Origin of the sequence: Oryzihumus leptocrescens, assembly GCF_006716205.1 — a bacterium.
Taxonomy (GTDB): Bacteria; Actinomycetota; Actinomycetes; order Actinomycetales; family Dermatophilaceae; genus Oryzihumus; species Oryzihumus leptocrescens.
Genome location: NZ_VFOQ01000001.1, coordinates 2,266,415 through 2,292,541, shown reverse-complemented (window position 1 = coordinate 2,292,541; position 26,127 = coordinate 2,266,415). Strand labels below are relative to the sequence as shown.

General features: G+C 72.1%; 21 protein-coding genes. 18 read left to right on the top strand and 3 right to left on the bottom strand.

Translation table 11 applies throughout. The features are described from left to right. The first annotated feature begins 58 nt into the window (after positions 1-58). Both FB474_RS10800 and FB474_RS10795 read left to right on the top strand, forming a co-directional pair. Positions 59-985, top strand: coding sequence for a LysR family transcriptional regulator (locus tag FB474_RS10800; RefSeq protein ID WP_141788642.1), 927 nt, complete (start codon positions 59-61; stop codon positions 983-985). After that, the gene (locus FB474_RS10795) at positions 982-1,497 is read left to right on the top strand and encodes a YchJ family protein (RefSeq protein ID WP_185746120.1); all 516 of its coding nucleotides are present in this window, start codon (positions 982-984) and stop codon (positions 1,495-1,497) included. The genes FB474_RS10800 and FB474_RS10795 overlap by 4 nt, the downstream gene beginning before the upstream one ends. Positions 1,498-1,687: 190 nt before the next feature. On the opposite strand, the gene FB474_RS10790 is transcribed toward FB474_RS10795, so the two are convergent. After that, a complete protein-coding gene (locus tag FB474_RS10790) occupies positions 1,688-3,097 on the bottom strand; it encodes an HNH endonuclease signature motif containing protein (RefSeq protein WP_185746119.1) in 1,410 nt (469 codons plus the stop codon). Between the two features lie 113 nt (positions 3,098-3,210). Between FB474_RS10790 and FB474_RS10785 the strand changes: the two genes are divergently transcribed. From FB474_RS10785 to FB474_RS10775, 3 genes are all read left to right on the top strand, one after another. Continuing rightward, positions 3,211-3,576 carry an MmcQ/YjbR family DNA-binding protein gene (locus FB474_RS10785; protein ID WP_141788639.1) on the top strand — a complete coding sequence of 122 codons (366 nt, stop codon included), beginning with the start codon at positions 3,211-3,213 and terminating at the stop codon, positions 3,574-3,576. 75 nt (positions 3,577-3,651) lie between these two features. After that, positions 3,652-5,442: an aspartate--tRNA ligase gene (aspS, locus tag FB474_RS10780; RefSeq protein ID WP_141788638.1), complete on the top strand. Its 1,791-nt coding sequence runs from the start codon at positions 3,652-3,654 to the stop codon at positions 5,440-5,442. A 367-nt stretch (positions 5,443-5,809) separates the two neighbouring features. Beyond that, positions 5,810-8,515: a lamin tail domain-containing protein gene (locus FB474_RS10775; protein WP_141788637.1), complete on the top strand. Its 2,706-nt coding sequence runs from the start codon at positions 5,810-5,812 to the stop codon at positions 8,513-8,515. Between the two features lie 55 nt (positions 8,516-8,570). On the opposite strand, the gene FB474_RS10770 is transcribed toward FB474_RS10775, so the two are convergent. Then, the gene (locus tag FB474_RS10770; RefSeq protein ID WP_141788636.1) at positions 8,571-9,341 is read right to left on the bottom strand and encodes a GNAT family N-acetyltransferase; all 771 of its coding nucleotides are present in this window, start codon (positions 9,339-9,341) and stop codon (positions 8,571-8,573) included. After that, on the bottom strand, positions 9,331-11,583 hold the full coding sequence (locus tag FB474_RS10765; RefSeq protein ID WP_342778117.1) for an MMPL family transporter: 2,253 nt from the start codon (positions 11,581-11,583) through the stop codon (positions 9,331-9,333). Before FB474_RS10765 ends, FB474_RS10770 begins: the two co-directional genes overlap by 11 nt. Before the next feature lie 97 nt (positions 11,584-11,680). Between FB474_RS10765 and FB474_RS10760 the strand changes: the two genes are divergently transcribed. The 13 genes from FB474_RS10760 (at position 11,681) to FB474_RS10700 (ending at position 26,114) form a co-directional block, all read left to right on the top strand. Further along, positions 11,681-12,997 carry a replication-associated recombination protein A gene (locus FB474_RS10760; RefSeq protein ID WP_141789943.1) on the top strand — a complete coding sequence of 439 codons (1,317 nt, stop codon included), beginning with the start codon at positions 11,681-11,683 and terminating at the stop codon, positions 12,995-12,997. Positions 12,998-13,181: 184 nt separating this feature from the next. Then, the gene (locus FB474_RS10755; RefSeq protein WP_141788635.1) at positions 13,182-14,186 is read left to right on the top strand and encodes an ABC transporter permease; all 1,005 of its coding nucleotides are present in this window, start codon (positions 13,182-13,184) and stop codon (positions 14,184-14,186) included. A gap of 75 nt (positions 14,187-14,261) precedes the next feature. Continuing rightward, complete coding sequence (locus FB474_RS10750; protein ID WP_221632512.1) at positions 14,262-15,971, top strand: ABC transporter substrate-binding protein; 1,710 nt, start codon at positions 14,262-14,264, stop codon at positions 15,969-15,971. Positions 15,972-16,060: 89 nt separating this feature from the next. Beyond that, positions 16,061-17,056, top strand: a complete 996-nt coding sequence (locus FB474_RS10745; protein WP_141788634.1) for an ABC transporter permease — start codon at positions 16,061-16,063, stop codon at positions 17,054-17,056. After that, complete coding sequence (locus tag FB474_RS10740; protein ID WP_141788633.1) at positions 17,053-18,162, top strand: ABC transporter ATP-binding protein; 1,110 nt, start codon at positions 17,053-17,055, stop codon at positions 18,160-18,162. The genes FB474_RS10745 and FB474_RS10740 overlap by 4 nt, the downstream gene beginning before the upstream one ends. 67 nt (positions 18,163-18,229) lie before the next feature. Continuing rightward, entirely contained in the window at positions 18,230-19,213 is a 984-nt protein-coding gene (locus tag FB474_RS10735) for an ABC transporter ATP-binding protein (protein WP_221632623.1), read from the top strand. 99 nt (positions 19,214-19,312) lie between these two features. After that, positions 19,313-19,696 carry a DUF948 domain-containing protein gene (locus tag FB474_RS10730; protein ID WP_141789941.1) on the top strand — a complete coding sequence of 128 codons (384 nt, stop codon included), beginning with the start codon at positions 19,313-19,315 and terminating at the stop codon, positions 19,694-19,696. A 5-nt stretch (positions 19,697-19,701) separates the two neighbouring features. Beyond that, the gene (locus FB474_RS10725) at positions 19,702-19,995 is read left to right on the top strand and encodes a DUF6167 family protein (RefSeq protein WP_185746117.1); all 294 of its coding nucleotides are present in this window, start codon (positions 19,702-19,704) and stop codon (positions 19,993-19,995) included. A gap of 150 nt (positions 19,996-20,145) precedes the next feature. Beyond that, on the top strand, positions 20,146-22,854 hold the full coding sequence (alaS, locus tag FB474_RS10720) for an alanine--tRNA ligase (protein WP_141788631.1): 2,709 nt from the start codon (positions 20,146-20,148) through the stop codon (positions 22,852-22,854). A gap of 2 nt (positions 22,855-22,856) precedes the next feature. After that, entirely contained in the window at positions 22,857-23,354 is a 498-nt protein-coding gene (gene ruvX, locus FB474_RS10715; protein ID WP_141788630.1) for a Holliday junction resolvase RuvX, read from the top strand. After that, on the top strand, positions 23,351-24,553 hold the full coding sequence (mltG, locus tag FB474_RS21185; RefSeq protein ID WP_141788629.1) for an endolytic transglycosylase MltG: 1,203 nt from the start codon (positions 23,351-23,353) through the stop codon (positions 24,551-24,553). Before ruvX ends, mltG begins: the two co-directional genes overlap by 4 nt. Next, complete coding sequence (locus FB474_RS10705; RefSeq protein ID WP_342778116.1) at positions 24,523-25,416, top strand: shikimate dehydrogenase; 894 nt, start codon at positions 24,523-24,525, stop codon at positions 25,414-25,416. Before mltG ends, FB474_RS10705 begins: the two co-directional genes overlap by 31 nt. Further along, positions 25,413-26,114 (top strand): prepilin peptidase, encoded by a 702-nt coding sequence (locus tag FB474_RS10700; protein ID WP_141788627.1) that lies wholly within the window; start codon positions 25,413-25,415, stop codon positions 26,112-26,114. Before FB474_RS10705 ends, FB474_RS10700 begins: the two co-directional genes overlap by 4 nt. Positions 26,115-26,127 lie beyond the last annotated feature (13 nt).

Below are 26,127 nucleotides of genomic sequence, written 5' to 3'. Positions count from 1 at the left end.
GTGTCGCACCATGAAGCACCAGCAAACGTTTCTTGGCACGACGATGTAGCCTCGCTACATGATCGATGCGGTGGCGCTGCGGTCCCTCGCGGCGGTGGACCGACTGGGATCCGTTGCGGCGGCGGCGGACTCGCTCGGCTACACCGCCAGCGCCGTGTCCCAGCAGGTCAAGCGGCTCGAGGCCCGGGCGGGGGTCGCGCTGCTGGAGAAGTACGGGCGCGGGGTGATGCTCACCGAGGCCGGCCGCCTGCTCGCGGCCTCGGCGCACGACCTGCTCGCCCAGATGGAGCAGCTGGAGTCCCAGCTGCAGTCGACCACGGGGCGGCCTGCCGGACGGGTCCGGCTGGCCAGCTTCGCCACGGCGGCCCGGGGCGTCGTGGCTCCGGCACTGGCTGCGCTGCGGGAGTCCTCGCCCGAGCTTGAGGTCACGCTCAGCGAGGCCGAGCCGTGGGATGCGGTCAGCCTGGTGGCGACCGGACAGGTGGACCTGGCCGTGGTGCACAACTGGGAGCCGCTGCCGCTGGCGATCCCGGACCACCTGACCTGCCGCCACCTCGGGTCGGACTACGCCGACGTGCTGGTGCACTGCGAGCACCCGCTGGCTGGACGGGAGCGGGTCTCGGCGGCAGAGCTCGCCGGGGAGCGCTGGGTGAGCGTGGCGCCGGGGTCGATCTGCCACCAGTGGCTGACCAAGATGTTCCACGACATCGGCCGGGCCCCGCGGATCGAGCACTTCGCCGCGGAGTTCGCCTCCCACATCGCCCTCGTGGCGCAGGGGCTGGCGGTGGCGCTGGTGCCGCGGCTCGGGCGCGGCGAGCTGCCGGCCGGGGTGGTCGCGGTCCACGTCGTCGCCCCGGTGCCGACCCGCACGGTGACGGCGGTGTGGCGGCGCACGATGGGGGAGAGCCCTGCCCTGGCGGCGGTGGTCGAGGCCCTGGCGGACGCGCCCTCCTCGTTGGTCCGACCGCAGGGAGACCGGTCATGAGCGGTGCCTTCGGTTCGGGCGCGTCCGGTGCTAGCCCGCCGGGTTCTGGCACGTCCGGTTCTCACACGCCAGGTGCTGGCGCGTCCGCCGGGGGCACGTTCGGCCGTGGCACAGGGCGAGGCGGTGCGTCCACTCGCAGCTGCCCCTGCGGGAGTGGTGCGGCGTATGCCGTGTGCTGCCAGCCGCTGCATGACGGGGAACGAACGCCGCTGACGGCAGAGGAGCTGATGCGCTCGCGGTACGCCGCGTTCGCGGTGGGCGCGGGGGACTACCTCTCGCGGACCTGGCACCCGGCGCACCGGCCTGCTGACCTGGCGCTGGACCCGGACCTGACGTGGACCGGCCTCGAGGTCCTCGACACGCGCGCCGGTGGGCCCGACGACGACCAGGGTGAGGTGGAGTTCCGCGCGTCGTGGCGGCAGGGTCGCGAACGCGGGGTGCTGCACGAACGCAGCCGGTTTGGTCGGCGTGGTGGCCGGTGGGTCTACCTCGACGGCGACGTCCTCGGCTGAGCTGCCGGACGACTCCCTGACCTCGCGTGGTCCGGCGTCACGCTGCGGTTCGCGCGACCCCTACCCACGTGGTCCGGCGTCACGCGGCGGTTCGCGCGACCCCTACCCACGTGGTCCGGCGTCACGTTGCGGTTCGCACCACCCCTACCCACGCGCGCCGGCGCAGTGCTCCGGCGCGCGCTCCCCGGCGTCAGGCCGGGATGGGTGCGGACTCGGTGAAGGTGACCCACCTGCTGTGCAGGATCTCGCCGGTGGGTCCGTCGTAGGGCGGGGCCGTCGGCCCTCCGGTGTGTCCGGGCACGGCGCCGTGTCCGCCGGGGTCTGCTGAGCTGCCCGGATCCGGTGGGCTGCCCTGGTCTGGCGAGCCCGGCGAATCCGGTGGGCTGCCCTGGCCTGCCGAGCCCACCGAATCTGGTCGGCTGGATGGATCTGGTGAGTGGCTCGGGATCGGTGGCCGGTAGGCGGGTGCCGGGCGGATCAGGTGGCCCCACCGGTTGGTGAAGGTCAGCCCGTCAGGCAGGTCGGCGTCGCCCCGGATGTCGTAGTCGACCGCGTGGTGCCGGTCGTGGTGGTGCGGGCACAGGCTGACCAGGTTGGGGGTGTCGGTCGGGCCGCCGTCGGCCCAGTGGATGACGTGGTGGACCTTGACGACGGCCGTCGCAGCGCAGCCGGGGAAGCGGCAGCCGCGGTCGCGGTCCTCAACCAGGCGCCGGGTGCGGTCGGGGACGATGCGCAGGGCCCGGCCGACGTTGACGGGGTGCCCCTCGGTGACCCAGAGCGGGCGCAGCGACCCCTCGCAGGTGAGCTTGTGGAGCAGGTGCCGCGGGAGGGCAGGGCGGGCGTTCAGCCAGGCCCCGTCGGTGTCGAGGTGGACCAGCACCCGGAACGCGTCGCGCCGACCAGGTGAGGGTGGGTTGGCCAGGGAGCGCTCGCAGACCTCGGCCAGAGCCGTGGCCCAGGTGACTTCCGGGCGCCCGGCGTGGAAGAGCGCGTCCCGGGCCTCCATCAGCGCCGCCTCCACCAGGGCGCCGAGGTCGGGTGGGGCGGAGAACCGCAGCGTGAACCGGCCGTCGGCGTCACAGCCCATCGCGAGGTCGGCCGGCTCCTCGACCCGACGTTCCGGGGTGGGGGCCATCGGCGGACCCGCGTCCTCGGCGCCGTCGTTGGTGGCAGGGGCGTCGACCGAGGGGTCAGCAGTGCTGGCGGGCTCGTCGGGGAAGGCGTAACGGGACAGGGTGCGCCGGAGCCGGGGCACCGTGGCGTTGACCGCGAGCTCGGTCACCGAGGCCTCCATCGGGGCCGGGGCGTGCCTGGCCACGGTCGACACCTGGTCGAGTGAGAGATGCCCGCCGGCGAAGGTGTCCATCAGGGTCGGCAGCTCGGCCTCGCGCCGCGCCAGGGCGACGACCTCGCGCGCCCGCGAAGGGGACAGCCCGGCCCGCAGCACCAGCCAGTGCTCGGGGGAGCGCACCCCGTCGCCGGCCCACTCCTCTGCGGTGAGGGCACCGGCGACCAGCCTCACCAGCCGGGCATGCAGCTGGTTCAACCCGCCACACACCTGCGCCAGCTCGATGTCGAGCGCCGTGTCCAGACCGTCCATGCCAAACCCCCTGCTCATATAGTACAGGTGTTCGAATCGATGGACAAGGCCTGTTGCTGTCCGCGGGCCGGCGCACACGACATACCGTGGGGGGAGGCGAGAGGGGGCTGGCGATGGTGACCCAGGAGGACGTCCGGCGCGTCGCGCTGGCGCTGCCGGGGACGACAGAGGAGGACGGCTTCACCTTCCGGGTGGCCGGGAGGCAGTTCGTCTGGCTGTGGCGCGAGCGGATGGACCCCAGGAAGCCCAAGGTGCCCAACCCCGGGGTGGTCGTGGTGCGGGTCGCCGACCTGGGGGGGAAGGAGGCGCTGCTCGCCTCGGACCCGGCGACGTTCTTCACCACCGAGCACTACGACGGCTACAGGTCCGTGCTCGTGCGTCTCGACGCGGTCGACGGGCAGGTGCTGGCCGAGGTGGTCACCGACTCGTGGCGCACGCAGGCGCCGAAGCACCTGCTCAGCGAGGTCGACGGCGGATAACCGGTTCGGGGTGGGGGCACCGAAGTCCGTAGGATGGGCGGGCATCCCGCACACCCCCTAGCTAAGGACATCACCGTGCTTCGCAGTCACGAGGCCGGCACCCTGCGTGCCGACCACGCCGGTCAGACCGTCACGCTCACGGGCTGGGTCGCCCGTCGGCGCGATCACGGCGGCGTGGCGTTCCTCGATCTGCGCGACGCGTCGGGCGTCTCGCAGGTGGTCGTGCGGGACGAGGTCCTGGCCGAGGCCGAGGCGCACCACCTGCGCAACGAGTTCGTCGTCAAGGTGACCGGCGAGGTCCGTCCGCGCCCCGAGGGCAACGCCAACCCCGACCTGCCCACCGGCGAGATCGAGGTCGTGGCCTCCACCGTCGAGGTGCTCAGCGAGTCCGCGCCGCTGCCGTTCCAGATCGACGAGCGCGTCACCGTCGGCGAGGAGGCGCGCCTCAAGCACCGCTACCTCGACCTGCGCCGCCCCGGCCCCGGCGCCGCGATCCGCCTGCGCAGCAAGGTCAACCAGGCCGCCCGCACGGTCCTGGCCGAGCGCGACTTCGTCGAGATCGAGACCCCGACGCTGACCCGCTCCACCCCCGAGGGCGCCCGCGACTTCCTCGTGCCGGCGCGCCTCCAGCCGGGCAGCTGGTACGCCCTGCCGCAGAGCCCCCAGCTGTTCAAGCAGCTGCTCATGGTCGCCGGCATGGAGCGCTACTACCAGATCGCGCGCTGCTACCGCGACGAGGACTTCCGCGCCGACCGCCAGCCGGAGTTCACCCAGCTCGACATCGAGATGAGCTTCGTCGAGCAGGACGACGTCATCGAGCTCGGCGAGGCGATCCTGAAGTCCCTGTGGGCGCTCGTCGGCTACGAGGTCCAGGGCCCCCTGCCGCGGCTGACCTACCACGAGGCGATGGCGCGCTTCGGCTCCGACAAGCCTGACATGCGCTTCGGCAACGAGCTCGTGGAGTGCACCGAGTTCTTCAAGGACACCACCTTCCGCGTGTTCCAGGCCCCCTACGTCGGTGCCGTGGTCATGCCGGGCGGTGCGTCGCAGCCGCGCAAGCAGCTCGACGCCTGGCAGGAGTGGGCCAAGCAGCGCGGCGCCAAGGGCCTGGCCTACGTCCTCGTCGGTGACGACGGCGAGCTCGGCGGCCCGGTCGCCAAGAACCTCACCGACGCCGAGCGCGCCGGCCTGGCCGACTTCGTCGGTGCCGACAAGGGCGACTGCATCTTCTTCGCCGCCGGCGCCCCGAAGCACTCCCGCGCCCTGCTCGGCGCCGCCCGCCTCGAGATCGGCCGTCGCTGCGGCCTGATCGACGAGTCGGCGTGGTCGTTCCTGTGGGTCGTCGACGCCCCGCTGTTCGAGCCGGCCGAGGACGCCACCGCCAGCGGCGACGTCGCCGTCGGCTCGGGCGCCTGGACCGCGGTGCACCACGCGTTCACCTCGCCGAAGGCGGAGTACCTCGACACCTTCGACACCGACCCCGGCCCGGCGCTGGCCTACGCCTACGACATCGTCTGCAACGGCCACGAGATCGGCGGCGGCTCGATCCGTATCCACCGCCGCGACATCCAGGAGCGCGTCTTCAAGGTCATGGGCCTGTCGCAGGAGGAGGCGCAGGAGAAGTTCGGCTTCCTGCTCGACGCCTTCGCCTTCGGCGCCCCGCCGCACGGCGGCATCGCCTTCGGCTGGGACCGCATCGTCGCCCTCCTTGCCGGTGCCGATTCGATCCGCGAGGTCATCGCCTTCCCCAAGTCCGGTGGTGGCGTCGACCCGCTGACCGACGCGCCCGCGCCGATCACCGACGCCCAGCGCAAGGAGGCCGGCGTCGACTCCACGCCCGAGCCGCGCGAGCAGCCCGAGGCCTGACCCCCGGCGCCATCAGCGGCCCTCGCCCCTCACCGGGGCGGGGGCCGCTGCCGTGTATGCCGTGTGGCCGGGCCGGCGTCGCACCTGCCCGACGCCGCGGCCGGCCCCGGGCCCGGTCCGCCGGCCTCGCGAGCCGGACGCCGTCCTCACGTCCTGGGCCGGGGTGGGTGTCCGGGAGCCGAGGTCGGGGGAGGGCTGCACCGGCGTCGTGCCGGGGAGGGGGGCGGTGAATCCCGGGGGGACCCCGGCCAAATTCTTCCCATTTGTCGGCAAAAGCCCACACAAGGCACACAGCAGACCCCTAGGTTGTGCTCGCTCACGACCACACCCGGGCGCGAGCCATCTTCTGCGACACCCCAGGAGCACCATGCCTTTCCTGCGCACAGTGACGGGGGCGGTGGCGGCCACAGGCACCGTCCTCGTCGCCGGCCTGAGCCTGGCGCCGGCCGCCCACGCGGTCGACCCCGGCGCCAGCGTCATCATCAACGAGGTCTACGGAGGCGGCGGCAACTCCGGCGCGCCATACGCCAACGACTTCATCGAGCTGGTCAACACCGGCTCCGCGCCGGTGGACCTCACCGGCTGGTCGGTGCAGTACTCCTCGGCCACCGGCACCACGTGGTCGGGCAAGACCGCCCTGACCGGCAGCATCGCCGCCGGCGCGCGATACCTCGTCGGCGAGGCCGGCGGCGCCACCGGCGCCGCGCTGCCCACTCCGGACGTGACCGGCACGATCGCCATGTCCTCGACCGCGGGCAAGGTCGCGCTCGTCAACAGCACCACCACCCTCTCCTGCGGCGCGACCTGCTCCACCGCCGCGGGCGTGGTGGACTTCGTCGGCTTCGGCGGGGCCAACGACGCCGCCGGCGGCACCCCCACCGCGGCCACGAGCAACTCCACCTCGGCCCAGCGCAGGAACGGCCCGGTCGTCAACACCGGCAACAACGGCGCCGACTTCACCGTCGCCGCGCCGACGCCCAAGGCGGTCAACGGCTCGGCGCCGACCGGCCCGGACTGCACGGCCGTCCCGACGCCGCAGGAGTGCCTCCCGGGCACGACGACGATCCAGGACGTCCAGGGCGACGGGTTCATCTCCCCGCTCAAGGGCCAGAGCGTCAGCAAGGTCGCCGGCATCGTCACCGCCGTGCGCACCGGCAAGAGCGCCGGCTACTGGATCCAGGAGGCCCAGCCCGACACGGCGCGCCCGTCGGCGTCCTCCGGCGTGTTCGTCTTCAGCTCCAAGGGTGGCGTCTCGGTCGGCGACGCGGTCCTGGTGACCGGCTCGGTCACCGACTACTACCCGCTCTCCTCCGGCGAGACCGTCTCGAGCACCTCGAGCTTGTCCACCACCGAGATCACCCCGACCACCGTCACCGTGGTCAGCAAGGGCAACGCCCTGCCGGCCCCGCTGCAGCTGGCCCCCTCGACCGTGCCCGACACCTACGCCCCGCAGGTCGCCAGCGGCAACGTCGAGGCGATCAGCCCGGTCGACCCGGCCCACTCCGCGATGGAGTTCTGGGAGGCCCACGAGGGCATGCGGGTCGAGGTGGACGACGCCCGCGTCGTCGGCCCCGGCAAGCCGCAGTACGGCGAGATCTACGTGACCACCAAGCCGGCGCAGAACGCGACGTACCGGGGCGGCACCTACGTGGACAGCTACAACCTGCCCTCCGGCCGGGTCCTCGTGTCCCCGGTCAACGGCGTCGTCCAGGCCGCCAACGTCGGCGACGTCCTCACGGGCGCCACCACCGGCCCGGTGGACTGGTCCACCTTCGGCGGCTACGCGATCGCCGCGACGGCCACCGGCGCGTGGCAGGACAACCACCTCGCCGGCAACCTGGCCACCCCGCAGGCCGCCGACCAGCTCGCGGTCGCGACCTACAACGTGGAGAACCTCGCGCCCGGCGACCCCGACGCGAAGTACCAGCGCCTTGGCGCGGGCGTGGTCACCAACCTCGCCTCGCCGGACGTGGTGAGCCTGGAGGAGATCCAGGACAACAGCGGTGCGACCGACGACGGCACCGTCGCCGCCGACCAGACCCTCACCAAGCTCACTGCGGCGATCAGCGCGGCCGGTGGCCCGGCATACCAGTGGGCCGAGATCGACCCGGTCAACGACCAGGACGGTGGCCAGCCGGGCGGCAACATCCGCGTGGCCTTCCTCTACAACCCCGACCGCGTCACGTTCGTGCAGCGGCCCGGCGGTGACTCGACCACGGCGGTCGGCGTGCAGGAGGACAACGACGGCACCGCAGCGCTGACCGTCTCGCCCGGTCGGGTCGACCCGTCGAACACGGCGTGGGAGGACAGCCGCAAGCCCCTGGCCGGCGAGTTCGTCTTCCAGGGCAAGAAGGTCATCGTGATCGCCAACCACTTCAACTCCAAGGGCGGCGACCAGAACGCCGACGGCCGCTACCAGCCGCCGACGCGCAGCTCGGAGCAGCAGCGCACCGCGCAGGCCACGGCGGTCAACGCGTTCGTCAAGCAGGTGCTGGCCGTCGACCCGAAGGCCAACATCGTGCTGGCCGGTGACTTCAACGACTACCAGTTCTCCCCGGCGGTCACGACGCTCACCGACAACGGTGCGACGCTGACCGACCTGATCAACACCCTGCCGGCCAACGAGCGCTACACCTACAACTACAACGGCGTCTCGCAGGTGCTCGACCACATCTTCACCTCGACGGTGCTGTCGGCGCCGGGCGCGGTGGAGTACGACGTCATCCACGTCAACTCCGAGTTCGCCGACCAGGCCTCCGACCACGACCCGCAGGTCGTGCGGGTCCGCCCGGTCGCCCACGTCGACCCGGTCAGCTCCGGGACGGTGCAGCTGTCCCCGCCGCGGGTGAAGCCGGGCAAGCAGGTCCTGATGCACCTGCGCGGTTTCACGCCCCTGACGCTGCAGCGGATCTCGCTCGACGGCACGGTGGCTCTCGGCACGGTGACCACCGACGCCGGCGGCAACGCCCTGGTCAAGGTGACCGTCCCGGCGGACACCACGCTCGGTGACCACACCGTCGTGGTGAAGGCACCGGACCGCTCCACCGCGACCGCCGCGCTCGACGTCCACTGACGTCGGCTCGTCCCGGGAGCCCCCGCACCGCACCGGTGCGGGGGCTCCCGTGCACTCACCCCAGGAGCCGTATGACGCGGGTCGCCCAGGCCTGTGCGACCCGGTACCCCAGGCGCAGGTAGAGCGAGCGGGCGACCGCGTTGTCGGAGTACATGCCCAGGGTCGACACCCCGTCGAGGGTGATCGCCCGGCGGGTCAGCGCCGCAGTCACGGCCGCGCCCAGGCCTTCTCCACGCCGGTCCGGGCGGACCGCGATGCCTGCCAGGTGCGGGCTGCCGGCACCGGTGCGCTGCAGGGCCCCACAGGCGACCAGGGTGCCCGAGCCATCCCGGGCGCCGACCCACCACTCGATGCCCTCGTCGCCGGGGCGGGCGCTCGCCGTCGGGCTGGCGTCCGCGAGGAACGCCGTGAGCTCGCCGGCGTCGGCGGTGTTGCCCAGAGCCCGGAGCGCCGTCTCGGCAGGCTGCTGCTGCGGCACCTCCTGTGTCCACATCCACTCCCACCGGGAGCCCGCACCCATGCGAAAGTGCCTCTCCAGCAACGGTTCCAGTGGCTGGGGCAGCGTGATCGCCCTGACGTCGTGGCCGACTACGACGGCCGGGTCGGCGGCCACCGTGGCCACCAGCGCCCCCACACCTGCCGGGCTGCCCAGCAGCGCCAGGGCGGTCCGGCCCGAGGGGGTGCGCCGCAGGAAGGCGACCGCGCCGTCCACCGCCCAGCCGCCCGCGAACGCCGGCCCCACGTCATAGCGGACGAACGGGTCCTGCCCGGACGCCTCGAGCAGCTCCTGCCACGACGGGAGCTGCTGCACGGTCTCAGTGGGCACCCTCGACCTCCTCGGAGATGCCGTAGCGGGCGTGCCAGCGGCGCAACGGCGCCGGTGCCCACCAGTTGCGCCGGCCGAGGACGGTCATCGTGGCGGGGACCAGCAGCATCCGCACCAGGGTGGCGTCGATCGCCACGGCCACCGCGAGGGCCACGCCGGTCTCCTTGATGACCAGGAGCCTGCCGGCGGCGAAGCCGCAGAAGACGATGATGATCAGCACGGCCGCGGAGGTGATGATCCGCCCGGAGCGCTGCAGGCCGAGCACCACCGCCTCGTCGCTGTCGTGGCCGCGCCGGACCAGCTCGGTGATGCGGGAGAGCAGGAACACCTCGTAGTCCATCGACAGGCCGAAGCCGAAGGCCAGCACCAGCAACGGGATGGTGGACTCGATGCCGCCCACCGACTGGAAGCCGATGAGGCCCGCGAGGTGGCCCTCCTGGAAGATCCACACGGTGATGCCGAGGCTGGCGCCGAGGGACAGCACGTTGAGCACCAGCGCCTTCAGCGGCACCACCACCGACCCGGTCATGAGGAACAGCAGCACGAACGTCGCGACCACGATGAGCGCCACGGCCACCGGCGCCCGCGCGCGCATCGACGCGCTGAAGTCGGCGAGCTGGGCGGCCTGCCCGGTGACCCACGTCGGGAAGGCCGGGCGGTCGGCCCGCAGCGAGGTGACCACCCGGCGGGTGGTGGCGCCGAGCGGCCCGTCGGTGGTGTGCAGCCCGACGGAGACCAGGTCCGGCGTGGCCTGCTTCGGGGCGTCGACCGAGCGCACGCCGGGCACGTGGGCGGCGGTGTCCCGGGCCCAGCGGGTGACCTCCGCCAGCGGTGCCCGTGCCACGACGGTGACGTCCGGCGCGCTGGTCGCCGGGTAGTCCCGCGCCAGGGTCTCGAAGAACACGCGCTGGTCGGTGCCGGCGGGCAGCAGGCGGGTGCCCGAGGACGTCAGCTGCAGGCTGAAGGCCGGGGCGGCCGCGACCAGCATCGCCGCGACCACGACGACGATGACGCCCACCGGGCGCCGTTGCACCCGGAGGGCCAGTCTGCTGAAGACGCCGGTGTCCGACGCCTGCTCGGTGCCACGGCGCAGCAGCCGGCGACCGGCCAGCGCGCACAGGGCGGGCACCAGGGTCAGCGCGACCAGCAGCGCCACGACGACCACGGAGACACCGGCGGCGCCGATCGCCTTCATCAGCTGGGCCGGGAACACCAACAGGCTGCTCAGCGAGATGGCCACGGTCAGCCCGGAGAACATCACCGTGCGGCCGGCGCTCGCGAGGGTGCGCGAGGTGGCGAGCACGACCTCGTCGCGGCTGATGTCGGCCGCGGGGCCGCCGGCGGCGATCGCGCGCAGCTCCTCGCGGAACCGGCTGACGACCAGCAGGCCGTAGTCGATGCACAGGCCGAGCCCCAGGACGGTCACGACGTTGACGACCGAGGCGTCGAGGTCGATGAGGTAGGAGAAGGCGAGCAGGCTGGCCAGCGCGCCGCCGATCGAGGCGATGGCCCCGAGGACGGGCATGCCCGCGGCGATGAAGCCGCCGAAGACCACCACCATGACCAGCAGGCTGACCGGCAGCGCGATGCCCTCACCGGTGCGCAGGTCGGTCTCGACCTGGCCGGTGATCTGGCTGACCAGCTGCGAGGTGCCGCCGACGTGGCCGCGCCCGCCCGGCAGGTCGCGCACCATGGCCTGCAGCTCGGCGGTGACCGCCGACTCGGTGCTGCGCTGGGCCGCCTTGGACAGGCCCGGCTTCGTGTCGACGACGGTGAGGAACCCGCCGCGGGACGGGTCACCCTGTGCGACAAGGGATCTGGCCGCGGGGGACGGGGGTCCGCCCGGGACGAGGAAGGGGTTGGACACCTGCTGGACCCCGCTGATGCGGCTGAGCGTCTCGGAGTGCCGGCGCACGGTGTCGGCGACAGCCGGGGCGCCCAGGTCCACCCCGGTGACCTGCAGCATCGTCGCCGGTCCCTTGGTCGCAGCCCCGGAGACGAGGTCCCGGCCGGTGCGCGCCTCACCGGGCACGGTCGGCTCGCCCGAGGTGAGCCGCTGGAACAGCGAGTCGCCGCCGAGCGCGCCGGCGGCGGCCGCGAAGCACAGGACCACGACGACCAGCCACAGGCCGAGGACGCGCCAAGGGTGGCGCCCCACGACGGTGCCCATCCGGGTCAGGCGGGTCGGGCGGGCCGGCGAGGTCGCGCGCAATGGTGACGCGGGGGAGGGCGTGGGGGTCACGCGGGATAGCCTGCCAGCCGTGAGCACGGCCGACGACGACCTCTTCGCCACGGCGCACCGCGAGGGTGCCGCCGGTGTCGACGCGTCGCCGTCGGTGATGCCGCCGCTGGCCGTCCGGATGCGCCCGCAGTCGCTGGAGGAGGTGCGCGGCCAGGGCGCCGTGCTGCGCCCGGGCAGCCCCCTGCGCCGCCTCATCGAGGGGTATGCCGGGCCCGCCGGCCCGCTGTCGGCGATCCTCTGGGGGCCACCGGGAACCGGCAAGACCACCCTCGCGCATCTGGTGGCCACCAACGCCGGGCGCAAGTTCGTCGAGCTGTCCGCGGTGACCGCCGGGGTCAAGGACGTCCGCGCCGTCATGGACGCCGCCGCGCGCGAGCGCGACCTCTACGACCGCCAGACGGTGCTCTTCCTCGACGAGATCCACCGGTTCACCAAGGCCCAGCAGGACGCCCTGCTGCCCGGCGTGGAGAACCGCCTGGTCATCCTGGTGGCCGCGACGACGGAGAACCCCTCGTTCAGCGTCATCGCCCCGCTGCTGTCCCGGTCGATGCTCATCACCCTCGGCCCGCTCGCGGACGACGAGCTCGACCAGGTGCTCACCCGTGCCCTGGAGGACGAGCGTGGCCTGGCCGGGGCGTTCACCCTCGCGGCCGACGCCCGCGCCCACCTCGTGCGCATCGCCGGGGGAGACGCCCGGCGGGCACTGACCTCGCTGGAGGCCGCAGCCGGGGTGGCCCTCGACGCGCAGCCGGCCGGACGGCATACCGACGAGCCGGTGGAGGTGACGCTGGCGCAGGTGGAGCAGGCGGTGGCGCACGCCGCCGTGCGCTACGACCGCACCGGCGACCAGCACTACGACGTGGCCAGCGCGCTGATCAAGTCGATGCGGGGCAGTGACGTCGACGCCGCGCTGCACTACCTGGCGCGGATGCTGGAGGCGGGGGAGGACCCGCGCTTCATCGCCCGGCGCATCGTCATCGCGGCCAGTGAGGACGTCGGCATGGCCGACCCCACGGCGTTGCAGACCGCCGTCGCCGCCCTGCACGCGGTGGCCCAGATCGGCATGCCCGAGGCGCGGATCATCCTGGCGCAGGCCGTCGTCCACAACGCCCTGGCGCCCAAGTCCAACGCCGCCTACGCCGGCATCAACGCGGCGATCGCCGACATCCGGGCCGGTCGCGGCGGGCCCGTGCCGGTGCACCTGAGGGGGAGCGGCTACGCCGGCGCGGCACGGCTCGGCCACGGCGAGGGCTACTCCTACCCCCACGACGACGCGGCCGGTGTGGTGCAGCAGCAGTACCTCCCGGACGACCTCGCGGAGCAGGCCGACTACTACCACCCGACCGAGCGCGGCTGGGAACAGACGCTGTCGGCCCGGTGGGCCCAGCTGCGCAGGCACATCCGCGGCCGCTGAGCACGCAGCAACACGCTCGGTAACGATTTGTCATCCAAGACATCAACAGTTCTGGATGCGGGCCTGACCGTGTGGCATGTTTACGCCGACTCGTGAGAGCGCCGTCACATCTTGTCGGGGGGACCCCTTCGCCACGTGAGGCCGAACGACGTCGTCACGGCTGTTTCACATGGACGGAGTGCGCATGTCGCTGGGTGTCGACCCGCAGGACCAGGTCTCGAGCGAGGCCCTGGTCGCCGCGGTTCCCGTGGCCTCCACCAAGGAGCACGGCAAGTCCCCGTCGCGGATCGCGTTCGACCGCCTGCGCAAGGACCGCATGGCGATCGTCTGCGCGTGCGTGGTGCTGCTCTTCATCCTCGTCGCGGTCCTCGCGCCACTGCTGTGCGCGATCGAGGGGCAGAACTACAGCGACTTCCACACCGAGCTGGTGGACGAGTTCGGTTTCCCGACCATCGGGCCGAACGCCGACCACTGGTTCGGCGTCGAGCCCAAGACCGGTCGCGACCTGTTCGCCCAGTGGACCTACGGCGCCCGCCCCAGCCTGGTCATCGCCTTCGTCGCCTCGATCACGTCCTCGGTCATCGGCGTCGTGCTCGGCCTCACCGCCGGCTTCCTCAGTGGCTGGGTCGACCGGACCATCAGCTGGGTCATCGACTTCGTGCTGAGCCTGCCCTACCTGCTCGTCGCCATCGCGGCCGTGCCGATCGTGGTGCAGGTGGCCGGCGGCGTGAACGCGCTGACGCCGCAGGACAACGCCGACATCCGGTTCTTCGTGCTCATCGGCGTCCTGGTCTTCTTCGGGTGGGCCAGCCTCGCGCGGCTGATCCGCGGAGAGGTCATCTCGCTGCGCGAGCGTGAGTTCGTCCAGGCGGCAAAGGTCATCGGTGTACCCACTCGCCGGGTGCTGTTCAAGGAGCTGCTCCCGAACCTCGTGGCGCCGATCGTGATCTCGCTGTCCCTGGCGCTCCCGGCCTACATCGTGGCCGAGGCCGGGCTCACCTTCCTCGGGGTCGGGCTCATCGAGCCCACCCCCTCGTGGGGCCAGATGATCGCCAAGGCCACCACGTACTACCAGGCAGACCCGCTGTACCTGTGGCTGCCTGTCGTCGGAGTGTCCGCCCTCACCCTGGCCCTGAGCTGGCTGGGTGACAGCGTGCGAGACGCGTTCGACCCCAAGACGCGCCGCTGACGCAGCGTGGCCCATCGAGGCAAGACAAGGAGAATCGCAGTGATTCGATTGAAGGGTACGGCGCTCATTGCTGCCGTGGCTGTGATCGGACTGGCCGCGTGCGGCACGCCGTCCAGCAACAACAAGCAGGCGGGGGGCTCTTCGTCTGACACCATCGGCGGTGCCCAGCAGAAGGCGACGGACGAGTCCGCCAAGGGGCCGGCGAAGGACATTGACGGGGCGAAGAAGGGCGGGACCATGACGGTCTACGCCGAGAGCACGCCCTCGACGTTCGACCCGACCAACATCTACTACACCGACGGCAACCAGATCGCGAAGCTCGCGTTCCGGACGCTGACCCAGTTCGACATCCGCAACGGCAAGCCGGTGCTGGTGCCGGACCTCGCCGAGGACCTCGGGAAGGTCTCCGCTGACAAGCTGACCTGGACCTTCAAGCTCAAGAAGGGCATCAAGTACCAGGACGGCACCCCGGTCAAGGCCGAGGACTTCGCCTACGCGATCAAGCGGTCCTTCGCGCACGACGTCTTCGACGCGGGCCCGACCTACCAGCTGTCCTACTTCAAGGACGCCGACACCTACAAGGGCCCCTACACCTCGGGTGACGACTACAAGGGTGTCGAGACCCCGGATGACAGCACGCTGGTCATCCACCTCAAGACCCCGTTCCCGGACCTGCCCTACTACGGCACGTTCCCGATGTTCACGCCGATCCCCAAGGCGAAGGACACCAAGCAGAAGTACGAGCAGAACCCGATGACCACGGGCCCGTACATGTGGCAGAGCTACAACCCGGGCGCCGAGCTCAAGCTCGTCAAGAACCCCAACTGGGACGCCAGCACCGACCCGGTGCGCCACCAGTACGTCGACGCCTGGGACTTCAAGTGGGGCGGCGACGCTATCAAGAGCCAGCAGCAGGTCCTGGCCAGCCAGGGTCCGGACGCGGCCGCGGTCGAGTACGACAACGTCGACGCCTCGGTCGTCCCGCAGCTGACCGGTGACAAGAAGGCCCAGCTGCTCCAGGGCGACAGCCCCTGCACCATCGTCGAGCAGATGGACTCCCGCAAGATCCCGCTCGACGTCCGCAAGGCGATCGCCCTGGCCTACAACTGGGACGAGATGAACAAGGTCAGCGGCAACAACAGCCTGACCAGCGCCCCGGCGTCCTCGATCCTGCCTCCGGCCGTCCCGGGCTACACCAAGTTCTCGGTGGCCGGCCTGACCGGCACCGGCCAGGGCGACCCGGCCGCTGCCAAGGCGGCGCTGCAGAAGGCCGGCAAGCTCGGCTTCCAGCTGTCCTGGTACTACTCCAACGACAGCCAGACCTCCTCGCAGCTCACCCAGGCCCGGACCAAGTTCCTCGAGGCTGCCGGCTTCAAGGTCAAGGCGATCGGCGTGCCGAAGGCCCAGATCCGCAAGTACACCGGCAACTACGACAGCCCGGTCAACATGCTGTTCTCGCCCCGCGGCTGGTGCTCCGACTGGCCGAGCGGCTCCTCCTGGTTCCCGGTGCTGTTCAAGTCCCAGTCGGTCAAGGACGGCAACTCCATCGGTGAGCTGATGGACCCGGCTCTGGACAAGAAGATCGACGACATCTCGGCCCTGCCGCTCGACCAGCAGGCCGCCAAGTGGGGTGCGCTCGACCAGGACATCCTCCAGACGTACGTCCCGGCCCTGCCGTTCTACTACGACAAGATGGCCATCGTGATCGGCAACAAGGTGGGTGGCGCTGTCGGCGACCCGACCCAGGGCCTGCCGGTCTTCACCCAGATGTTCATCAAGAGCTGACCTGACCCCAGCTCAGTGGTGACCGGTGGCCGGGCGCGAGCCCGGCCACCGGCCACCGAGCGGCCCACCACAGCGGGAGAGCCCCCACCGTGTTCACGTACCTCACCCGGCGCGTCATCAGCGCGATCTCGGTCATCATCGCGACCGTCATCGCCTCCTTCGCGCTGTTCTTCATCGCGCCGAGCGATCCCGCATCGGCCATCTGTGGCGAAACCCGCTGCTCGCAGCAGCGCTACGAGGACATCAGGAAGAGCCTGAACCTCGACCGGCCGGTCACCGAGCAGTTCGCTGAGTACGCCGGCGGCATCGTCTTCGGCCGGGACTACACCGACGGCGGCGTCACCCAGCACTGCGCGGCCCCGTGCCTGGGCTACTCGTTCAAGACGGGCCAGCCCGTGCTGGAACAGATCGGCAGCCGGCTGCCGGTCACCCTCACCGTGGTGCTCGGCGCCTCGGTCATCTTCTTCGGCGTCGGCGTGACGCTGGGGTCCATGGCGGCCCGGCGGCGCGGCACCTCGTCCGACCGTGCCCTCGTCGGTCTGACCCTGGTGATGAGCTCGATCCCGTACTACCTGGTGGCCCTGCTCGTCTTCCTCTACCTCGTCATCTCCTTCCCGATCCTGCCGCGCCCCGGCTACTTCCCGATCGCGGACAACGGCCCGGTGAAGTGGTTCCTGGGCTTCCTGGCCCCGTGGCTCGTGCTGGGCATCTACAACTCCACGTCCTACACGCGGTACTCGCGCGGGTCGATGGTGGAGTCGCTGAGCGAGGACTACGTCCGGACCGCCCGCAGCAAGGGCATCAGCGAGCGGCGGGTGACCTACCTGCACGGCCTGCGCGCCGCGATCACGCCGGTCGTGACGATCTACGGCCTCGACATCGCCTACCTGATCGTCAGCTCCATCTTCACCGAGCGCATCTTCGATCTTCCCGGCATCGGGAACCTCGTGCTCCAGAGCTTCAACAACTCCGACCTGCCGATGATCATGGGCACGGTGATCGTCGGGGCCGTGGTCCTGGTGGTCATGAACCTCCTGGTCGACATCGTCTACTCGTTCCTCGACCCCCGCGTGAGGTTGTCATGAGCCAGACCTCGGCCACCGAGGCCACCTCCTCCGGCCGTCCGCAGACGGTCACCCGCGCCCGCCGGGTCACCAACCCCTCCGGCCAGGAGCCGTTCCTCGTCGTCGACGACCTGCGGGTCGAGTTCCCGACGGCCGACGGTCCGGTCCAGGCGGTCCAGGGCCTGAGCTACCAGCTGCCCATGGGGCGCACCCTCGCCATCGTCGGCGAGTCCGGCTCCGGCAAGTCCGTGTCGAGCATGGCCGTGATGGGCCTGCACGACATGCGGCGCACCCGGATGAGCGGCTCGATCAAGCTCGGCGGCCAGGAGATCGTCGGCATGTCCAGCCAGGGCATGCGCAAGGTCCGTGGCGACCAGGCGTCGATGATCTTCCAGGACCCGCAGTCCTCGCTGCACCCGTACTTCAAGATCGGCTGGCAGATCTCCGAGGCCTACCGCGCGCACCACAAGGTGTCCAAGAAGGTGGCGCGCAACCGGGCCCTGGAGATGCTGGACCGGGTGGGCATCCCCAACCCCCAGCGCCGGATCGACCAGTACCCCTACGAGTTCTCCGGCGGCATGCGCCAGCGCGCGATGATCGCCATGGCGCTGGTCAACGACCCCAAGCTGCTCATCGCCGACGAGCCGACGACCGCCCTCGACGTCACCGTGCAGGCCCAGATCCTGGACCTGCTCAACGACCTCCAGAAGGAGTTCGGCTCGGCGATCATGCTCATCACGCACGACCTGGGGGTCGTCGCGGAGGTCGCCGACGACGTGCTGGTCATGTATGCCGGCCGCGCCGTCGAGTACGGCACGGCCCAGGAGGTGCTGGCCAGCCCGTCCCACCCCTACACGTGGGGACTGCTCGAGTCGATCCCCTCGGTCTCGACCGAGCACGAGATGCTGCGCCCGATCCGGGGCAACCCGCCGAGCCTGGTCAACCTGCCCTCCGGCTGCTCCTTCCACCCTCGCTGCCCGTACGTCGACCGGGTGTCCGGCGACCAGTGCCGCACCGAGCTGCCCGAGCTGGTCCGCCGCGACCAGCTGGGCACCGACGCATCCCGCTGCCACCTCGCCGACCCCCGCGCCATCTTCACGGCCGAGGTCGAGCCGGGCCTGGCCTGAGAAGGAGTACCCCGTGAGCAGCACCCCCGCGTCCGGCACGCCCCTGCTGAGCGTCCGCGACCTGAAGATGCACTTCCCGATCAAGAACACCGACGGCCTGTTCGCCAGGAAGCAGGTCGTGCAGGCCGTCGACGGTGTCTCCTTCGACCTCGGCAAGGGCCAGACCCTCGGCCTGGTGGGGGAGTCCGGCTGTGGCAAGTCCACCCTCGGCCGGGCGATCACGCGCCTCTACCAGCCGACCAGCGGCCAGGTCCTGTTCGAGGGCACCGACCTCGCCGGCCTGCCCGAGAAGCGGATGCGCCCGTTCCGCCGCGAGCTGCAGATGGTCTTCCAGGACCCCTACAGCTCGCTGAACCCGCGCCAGACCGTCGGCTCGATCATCAGCACCCCGCTGCAGGTCCACGGGCTGGCCAAGGGCAAGGAGATCCAGCGGGTCCAGGAGCTGCTCGAGCGGGTGGGCCTCAACCCCGAGCACCACAACCGCTACCCCAACGAGTTCTCCGGCGGGCAGCGCCAGCGCATCGGCATCGCCCGGGCGCTGGCGGTCGAGCCGCAGGTGATCGTGGCCGACGAGCCGGTCTCGGCCCTTGACGTCTCGATCCAGGCCCAGGTCATGAACCTCATGGAGGAGCTGCGCCGCGACCTCGGCATCGCGTTCGTCTTCATCGCCCACGACCTTGGCGTCGTGCGTCACTTCTGCGACCGGGTCGCGGTGATGTACCTCGGCAAGATGGTCGAGGTCGGCGACCGCGAGCAGGTCTACACCGCGCCGCAGCACCCCTACACGCAGGCGCTGCTCTCGGCCGTGCCCGACCTCGGCGCGGTGCGCGGCGTGCCGCCGCGGGAGCGGATCCGCCTCGCCGGTGACGTGCCCAGCCCGATCAACCCGCCGAGCGGCTGCCGCTTCCGCACCCGCTGCTGGAAGGCCCAGGACATCTGCGCCAGCCAGGAGCCGCCGCTGGAGTCCAAGGCCGAGGCGGGCGCCGGGCACTCCATCGCCTGCCACTTCCCGGAGGTCAAGGAGAGCCTCGTCGCGGAGGCGAGCGCCTGAGCTCGGGACCGGGCGGTAGGGTTCCCGACAGACAGTGCGGCCGGCCCGTGGACGGCGCCTCGTCGCAACCGTTCCCAGGCGTGAGGTGAGAGTGTGAGCGTGTCCCTCGGCGACGTCGCCGGACTGATCGCGGCCCTGGCGTTCGCCTACGTGGTGATCCGTCTCGGCTCGGTCATCGGCAAGGCCGGCAAGGTGCTCGACGAGGCCAGACTCGGCGTCCGCGGTGTCTCCGAGCAGACCGTGCCGCTGCTGTCGCAGGTGACCGACACGGTCGCCTCGACCAACGAGCAGATCGTGCGGGTGGACACCATCACGGCCAACGTCGCCGCGATGTCCACCAACGTCAACGCGCTCACCTCGCTGTTCGCCGCCACGCTGGGCTCGCCGGTGGTCAAGGTCGCCGCGTTCAGCTACGGCGTGCGCACGGCGATGAAGGGCAACGCCCAGGGCAAGGCGGCCGGCCGGCGCCGCCGGAAGGGGTGATCGGGGTGCGACGACTGTTCTGGGTCGCCCTCGGCGCGACCGTCGGGGTCCTGGCCGTCCGCAAGGTCACCAAGGTCGCAGAGGCCTACACCCCGGCCGGGGTCGCCAGCGGCCTGGCGGGGATCGGCGAGGGCCTCAAGGAGATGGCCGAGGCCGTGCGCGACGGCATGGCCGAGCGCGAGGAGGAGCTGCGCTTCGCCCTCGGCATCGACACCGCCACCCTGCCCGACGGCCGGGCGATGGACGCCGAGGCGGCCCGCCGCCTGCTCGACGACCCGACCGGGCCGCGCGCCCGCTAGATCCGGGCGCGTCCCGGGCCGCCGCACCCTCGCACCAGCACGGCATACCCTGCGAGGATGGGCGACTGGCCGGGACGTCAGCCCCTTGACACGGTCACGGCGTGCTGCCGCGGCCGTGAACACCAGCGACAACGCAGTGAGGACTTGAGCATGGAAACCGCCGAGATCAGGCGCCGTTGGCTGGACTTCTTCGAGAAGGCGGGCCATGCCGTGGTCCCCAGCGCCCCGCTGCTCTACGACGACCCCAACCTGCTGTTCGTCAACGCCGGCATGGTGCCGTTCAAGCCCTACTTCCTCGGCCAGGAGAGCGCGCCCTGGAAGCGGGCCACCAGCGTGCAGAAGTGCGTGCGCACCCTCGACATCGACGAGGTCGGCAAGACCAGCCGCCACGGCACGTTCTTCCAGATGAACGGCAACTTCTCCTTCGGCGACTACTTCAAGAAGGACGCCATCGCCTTCGCCTGGGAGCTGCTGACGACCAGCCAGGCCGACGGCGGCTACGGCCTGCACCCCGACCGGCTCTGGGCCACCGTCTACCACGACGACGACGAGGCCGCGCAGATGTGGCTGGACCAGACCGACATCCCGGCCGAGCGCATCGTGCGCCGCGGGATGAAGGACAACTACTGGTCCATGGGCGTGCCCGGCCCGTGCGGCCCGTGCAGCGAGATCTTCGTCGACCGCGGCCCGGAGTACGGCCGCGAGGGCGGCCCGGCCGTCGACGAGGACCGTTACATGGAGATCTGGAACCTCGTCTTCATGCAGAACGTGCGCGGCGAGGGCGGCGGCAAGGAGGACTTCCCGATCGTCGGGGAGCTGCCCGCCAAGAGCATCGACACCGGCATGGGCCTGGAGCGCATCGCCTCGGTCCTGCAGGGCGTGGACAACCTCTACGAGATCGACGAGGTCTACCCGGTCCTGGCCCGGGCCGCGGAGATGAGCGGCAAGAAGTACGGCGCGCAGTCCCAGCACGACGCGGCCCACTCCCACCCCGACGACGTGCGCCTGCGGGTCGTGGCCGACCACGTGCGCAGCGCGCTCATGCTCATCGGCGACGGCGTCACCCCCGGCAACGAGGGCCGCGGCTACGTGCTGCGCCGGATGCTGCGCCGCGCGGTCCGCTCGATGCGCCTGCTCGGCGTCGACGAGCCGTCCCTGCCGCAGCTGCTGCCGGTCAGCATGGAGCGGATGAAGCAGTCCTACCCCGAGCTCGAGCGCGACTTCGGCCGGATCAGCCAGGTCGCGTACGCCGAGGAGGAGGCCTTCCGCCGCACGCTCGTCGCGGGGACCACGATCCTGGACACGGCGGTCAGCAAGGCCAAGTCGGCCGGCTCGACCCACCTGTCCGGTGACCAGGCGTTCGCCCTGCACGACACCTACGGGTTCCCGATCGACCTGACCCTGGAGATGGCTGCCGAGCACGGCCTCGAGGTCGACGAGACCGGGTTCCGCCGGCTCATGGCCGAGCAGCGGGACCGCGCCAAGGCCGACGCCCGGGCGAAGAAGAGCGCGCACGGTGACACCACGGCCTACCGCGAGGTGGCCGACCTGCTCGGGCGCGAGGTGGAGTTCACCGGCTACGACGAGATCGTCTCCGAGGCGAAGGTCGCCGGGGTCCTGCTCGACGGCGCGACCGTGCCCTCGGCGCGCGCCGGCCAGGAGATCGAGCTGGTGCTCGACCGCACCCCGTTCTACGCCGAGGGCGGTGGCCAGCTCGCCGACGGCGGCCGGATCGAGCTCGCGAACGGCGCGGTCATCGAGGTCCGCGACGTGCAGAAGCCGATCGGCGGGCTCATCGTCCACCGCGCCACGGTGGTCTCCGGCGAGGTCAACGCCGGCGAGGCCGCGCACGCGCTCGTCGACATCGACCGGCGCCGTGCCATCTCCCGCGCGCACACCGCGACGCACATGGTGCACAAGGCGATCCGCGAGGCGCTCGGCGACACCGCCACCCAGGCCGGCTCCGAGAACGCGCCGGGGCGCTTCCGCTTCGACTTCAACGCGCAGTCCGCGGTCCCGGCCTCGGTGCTCACCGACGTCGAGGCCCGCGTCAACGCGCTGCTGGCCGAGGACCTGCCGGTCCACGCCGAGATCATGACCCAGCAGCAGGCGGTCGACTCCGGTGCCATGGCCCTGTTCGGGGAGAAGTACGGCGACCGGGTGCGGGTCATCTCCGTCGGTGACTGGGCCCGCGAGCTGTGCGGCGGCACGCACGCCCAGCGTTCCGGCCAGCTCGGCCTGGTCAAGCTGCTCGGCGAGGCCTCCATCGGCTCTGGCGTCCGGCGCGTCGAGGCCCTCGTCGGCACCGACGCCTACGACTTCCTCGCCCGCGAGCACGCCGTGGTCGGCCAGCTGACCGAGGCGCTCAAGGTGCGCTCGGAGGAGCTGCCCGAGCGGATCAACAGCATCCTCACCCGGCTCAAGGACGCCGAGCGCGAGATCGGCACGATGCGCCAGCAGCAGGTGCTGGCCGCGGCGGCCTCGCTGGCCGCCGGCGCGCGCGACGTCTACGGCGTGTCCTTCGTGGGCCACGACGCCGGTGCCGGGGTCGGCGCCGACGACCTGCGCACCCTCGCGCTCGACCTGCGCAGCCGCCTCGGCAACGAGCGGCCGGCCGTGGTCGCCGTCGCGGGCGTGGCCAAGGACCGGCCGGTCGTCATCGTCGCGACCAACGAGGCGGCCCGGCAGTGGGGCGTCAAGGCCGGCGAGCTGGTCAAGGTCGCCGCGACCACCCTGGGTGGTGGTGGCGGTGGCAAGGACGACGTCGCCCAGGGCGGGGGCACCGACGCGGGGAAGGTGGGCGAGGCGCTGGCCCGGGTCGAGCACACCGTCGGCGAGCGCGTCACCGCGAGCCGGTAACCGTGCGCGAGGGCATCCGCCTCGGCGTGGACGTCGGGAGCGTGCGTGTCGGGCTGGCGGTGAGCGACCCCTCGGGGCTGCTCGCCACCCCCGAGCGCACGCTCGCGCGGGACGTCGAGGGTGGCCGGGACCGCGAGGAGGTCGCGGCCGAGGTCACCGCGCGCGCGGCCGTCGAGGTCGTCGTCGGCCTGCCGCGGTCGCTGTCCGGCCAGGAGGGCCCGGCCGCGGAGACGGCCCGCGCCTGGGCCCGTGAGCTCGCGGCGCTGGTGCGCCCGGTCCCGGTGCGCCTGGTCGACGAGCGCCTGACCACGGTGGACGCCCACCGCCGGCTGCGCGACAGTGGTGTCGCCGGCCGCCAGCAGCGCGCCGTGGTCGACCAGGCGGCGGCGGTGCTCATCCTGCAGGCGGCGCTCGACGCCGAGCGCTCGTCCGGTCGGCCGCCCGGGGAGCTGGTCACGCTCCGCAAGCCCCGGGCCAAGGCAAAGGGTCAGACGCGATGAAGGAAGACCACCTGGTCGACTCGATCTTCGGCGACGCCGAGGGCCAGGCCCCGAACCCACCCGTGCGGCGCACCGCACCCCCCACCGGACCCACCCGGGCCCAGCACCGTCAGGCCATGGCCCGGCAGCAGCGCGAGCTGCGCCGGAAGGCCCGGCGGCGGCGCGGTCGGCGCTTCCTCGTCCTCACCCTCTCCCTGGTCCTCGTCGGTGGCGCCGCCTTCGGCGCCACGCAGTACCTGCGTCCGCTGGTCGCGAGCCTGACCGCGAGCAAGGACTGGACCGGGTCGGGCACCGGCGAGGTGACCATCGAGGTCCACGACGGCGACTCCGGCCGGGCCATCGGCGCCACCCTGGAGAAGGCGGGCGTGGTCAAGACCGCCTCGGCCTTCTCCGACCTTGCCGAGGGCAACCCCCAGGCGGCCTCGATCCAGCCCGGCAGCTACCGGCTCCGGCTGCACATGAGCGCGTCGGCGGCCCTGGCCCTGTTGCTTGACCCGAAGAACCGCACGGTGCCCCGGGTGACCCTGCGCGAGGGCCTGTGGCGCAGCGAGGTCTTCGCGACCCTGAGCAGGGCCACCGGGGTCAAGGTCGCCGACTACGAGGCGGCCGCGAAGCAGCCGGAGCTGCTGGGCCTGCCGGCGGCGGCCCGCGGCAACGTCGAGGGCTACCTGTTCCCGGCGACCTACGAGTTCCCGTCCAAGGCCACCGCTGCCGAGCAGCTGCGGATCATGGTGAGCAAGTCCGTGGCCGAGCTGCAGCAGCTCGGGGTCAGCCCGGCATCGATGGAGCGCACCGTCATCATCGCGAGCATCGTCGAGGCCGAGGGCATGCGGGACGCCGACCGGCCGAAGATCGCCCGGGTCATCGAGAACCGCCTGGCGCGGAAGATGAAGCTGCAGATGGACTCCACGGTCAGCTACGGCGTGCAGCACCGGGCGATCACGACCACCAACGCCGAGCGGGCCGCGAACAACGGCTACAACACCTACCGCGTGGCGGGGCTGCCGGCCGGCCCGATCAGCAACCCCGGCGCGGCCTCGATCCAGGCGGCCGCCCACCCGGCGGCGGGCCCATGGCTCTACTTCGTCGCGGTCAACCCCGAGACCGGGGAGACGCGCTTCGCGACGGACGTGGCCAGCCACGCGGCCAACGTCAAGCTCTTCCAGCAGTGGTGCAGCGCGCACCCGGGCAAGTGCTGAGCAGGTCCGGACACCTCGCGGCCGTCCTGGGGTCGCCGGTGGTGCACTCGCTCTCGCCCGCCCTGCACAACGCGGCGTACCGCGCGCTGCGGCTGGACTCCTGGCGCTACTGCGCCCACGAGGTCCGCGAGTCCGCGCTGGTGGACTTCGTCAGCGGCCTCGGGCCGGAGTGGGCGGGGCTGTCGCTGACGATGCCGCTCAAGGAGGTGGCCTTCCGGGTCGCCGACGAGGTGTCGCCGCTGGCCCGGGAGGTCGGGGCGGTCAACACGCTGGTGCGCCTGCCCGGTGACGGCTGGGCGGCCCACAACACCGACGTCCACGGTGTCGAGCAGGCCCTGGCCGGGGCCGGGCTCACCACCCTCGAGGAGGCCGTGGTCCTGGGCTCCGGGGCCACCGCCCGCTCGGTGCTGGCCGCACTGGCCCGGCTGGGCGCCCGCCGGGTGACCTTCGCCGTGCGGGACCGGGCGCGGCCCGAGACGCTGGCGCACGCGGAGCGGGCCGGGGTCGAGGTGCAGGTCCGCCCCCTGTCCGACGTCGCCCGCCTGGCCACGGCCACGCCGCTGGTGGTGAGCACCCTGCCCGGCGGGGCGGGGGAGCAGGTCGCCGCCGACCTCGCCGCCGCGGTCCCCCCGGGCAGCTGGCCCGGAACCGCTGCGGGGAGCGGGCCGGTCCTGTTTGATGTGGTCTACGTGGGCTGGCCCACGCCGCTCGCGCGGACGTTCTCGGGCAGGGGGTCGGTCGTCGTGTCGGGCTTCGAGATGCTGGTGCACCAGGCGGGTGCCCAGGTCGAGCTGATGACCGGCCTGGAGCCGCCGCTGGAGGTCATGCGCGCCGCCGGCCTGGCCGAGCTGGCCCGGCAGTGACGGTCGCCGGCACGGCACCCTGGTGGCTCGTCGCCGTCGTGGCCGTGGCCGGCGCCGCCGTCGGTGAGGTCGCTGCCCGCCGGCTCGCGACCGGCGGCTACCGTCGCGAGGACGAGCAGCACCTGCCCGTGCCGCCGCACCGGTGGTGGGTGCCGGTCCTGGTCGCGCTGGTGTGGGGGAGCCTGGCCTGGCGCTTCGGTGCCGTCGGGCACCTGACCGTGCTGCCGGCATACCTGTATCTCGGGGTGCTCGGGGTGCTGCTGGCCGCGATCGACGCCGACGTGCACCGGCTCCCCGACGCGCTGGTGCTGCCCTCCTACCCGGTGGCGCTGGTGCTCCTCGCCGCGGCGTCCTGGGGCACCGGCGACTGGTGGTCGCTGGTGCGGGCCGCGATGGCCGGGGCGGCGCTGTGGCTGGCCTACCTCGTCCTCGCTCTCCTCTCGCCCGGCGGCCTCGGCTTCGGCGACGTCAAGCTGGCCGGGGTCCTCGGGATGTACCTCGGCTGGCTCGGCTGGGGGCCGGTGGTCCTGGCCACCCTGGCCGCGTTCCTGCTCGGCGGCCTCGCCGGCGTGGTGCTGCTGGTCGCGCGACGGGTGACCCGTCACTCCCACATCGCCTTCGGGCCGGCCATGCTCGCCGGCGCCTGGCTCGTCGTGTGCGTGCCGGTCCAGCTCCTGACCGGGTCGCCGACGGGCTGAGCCTGCATGGGAG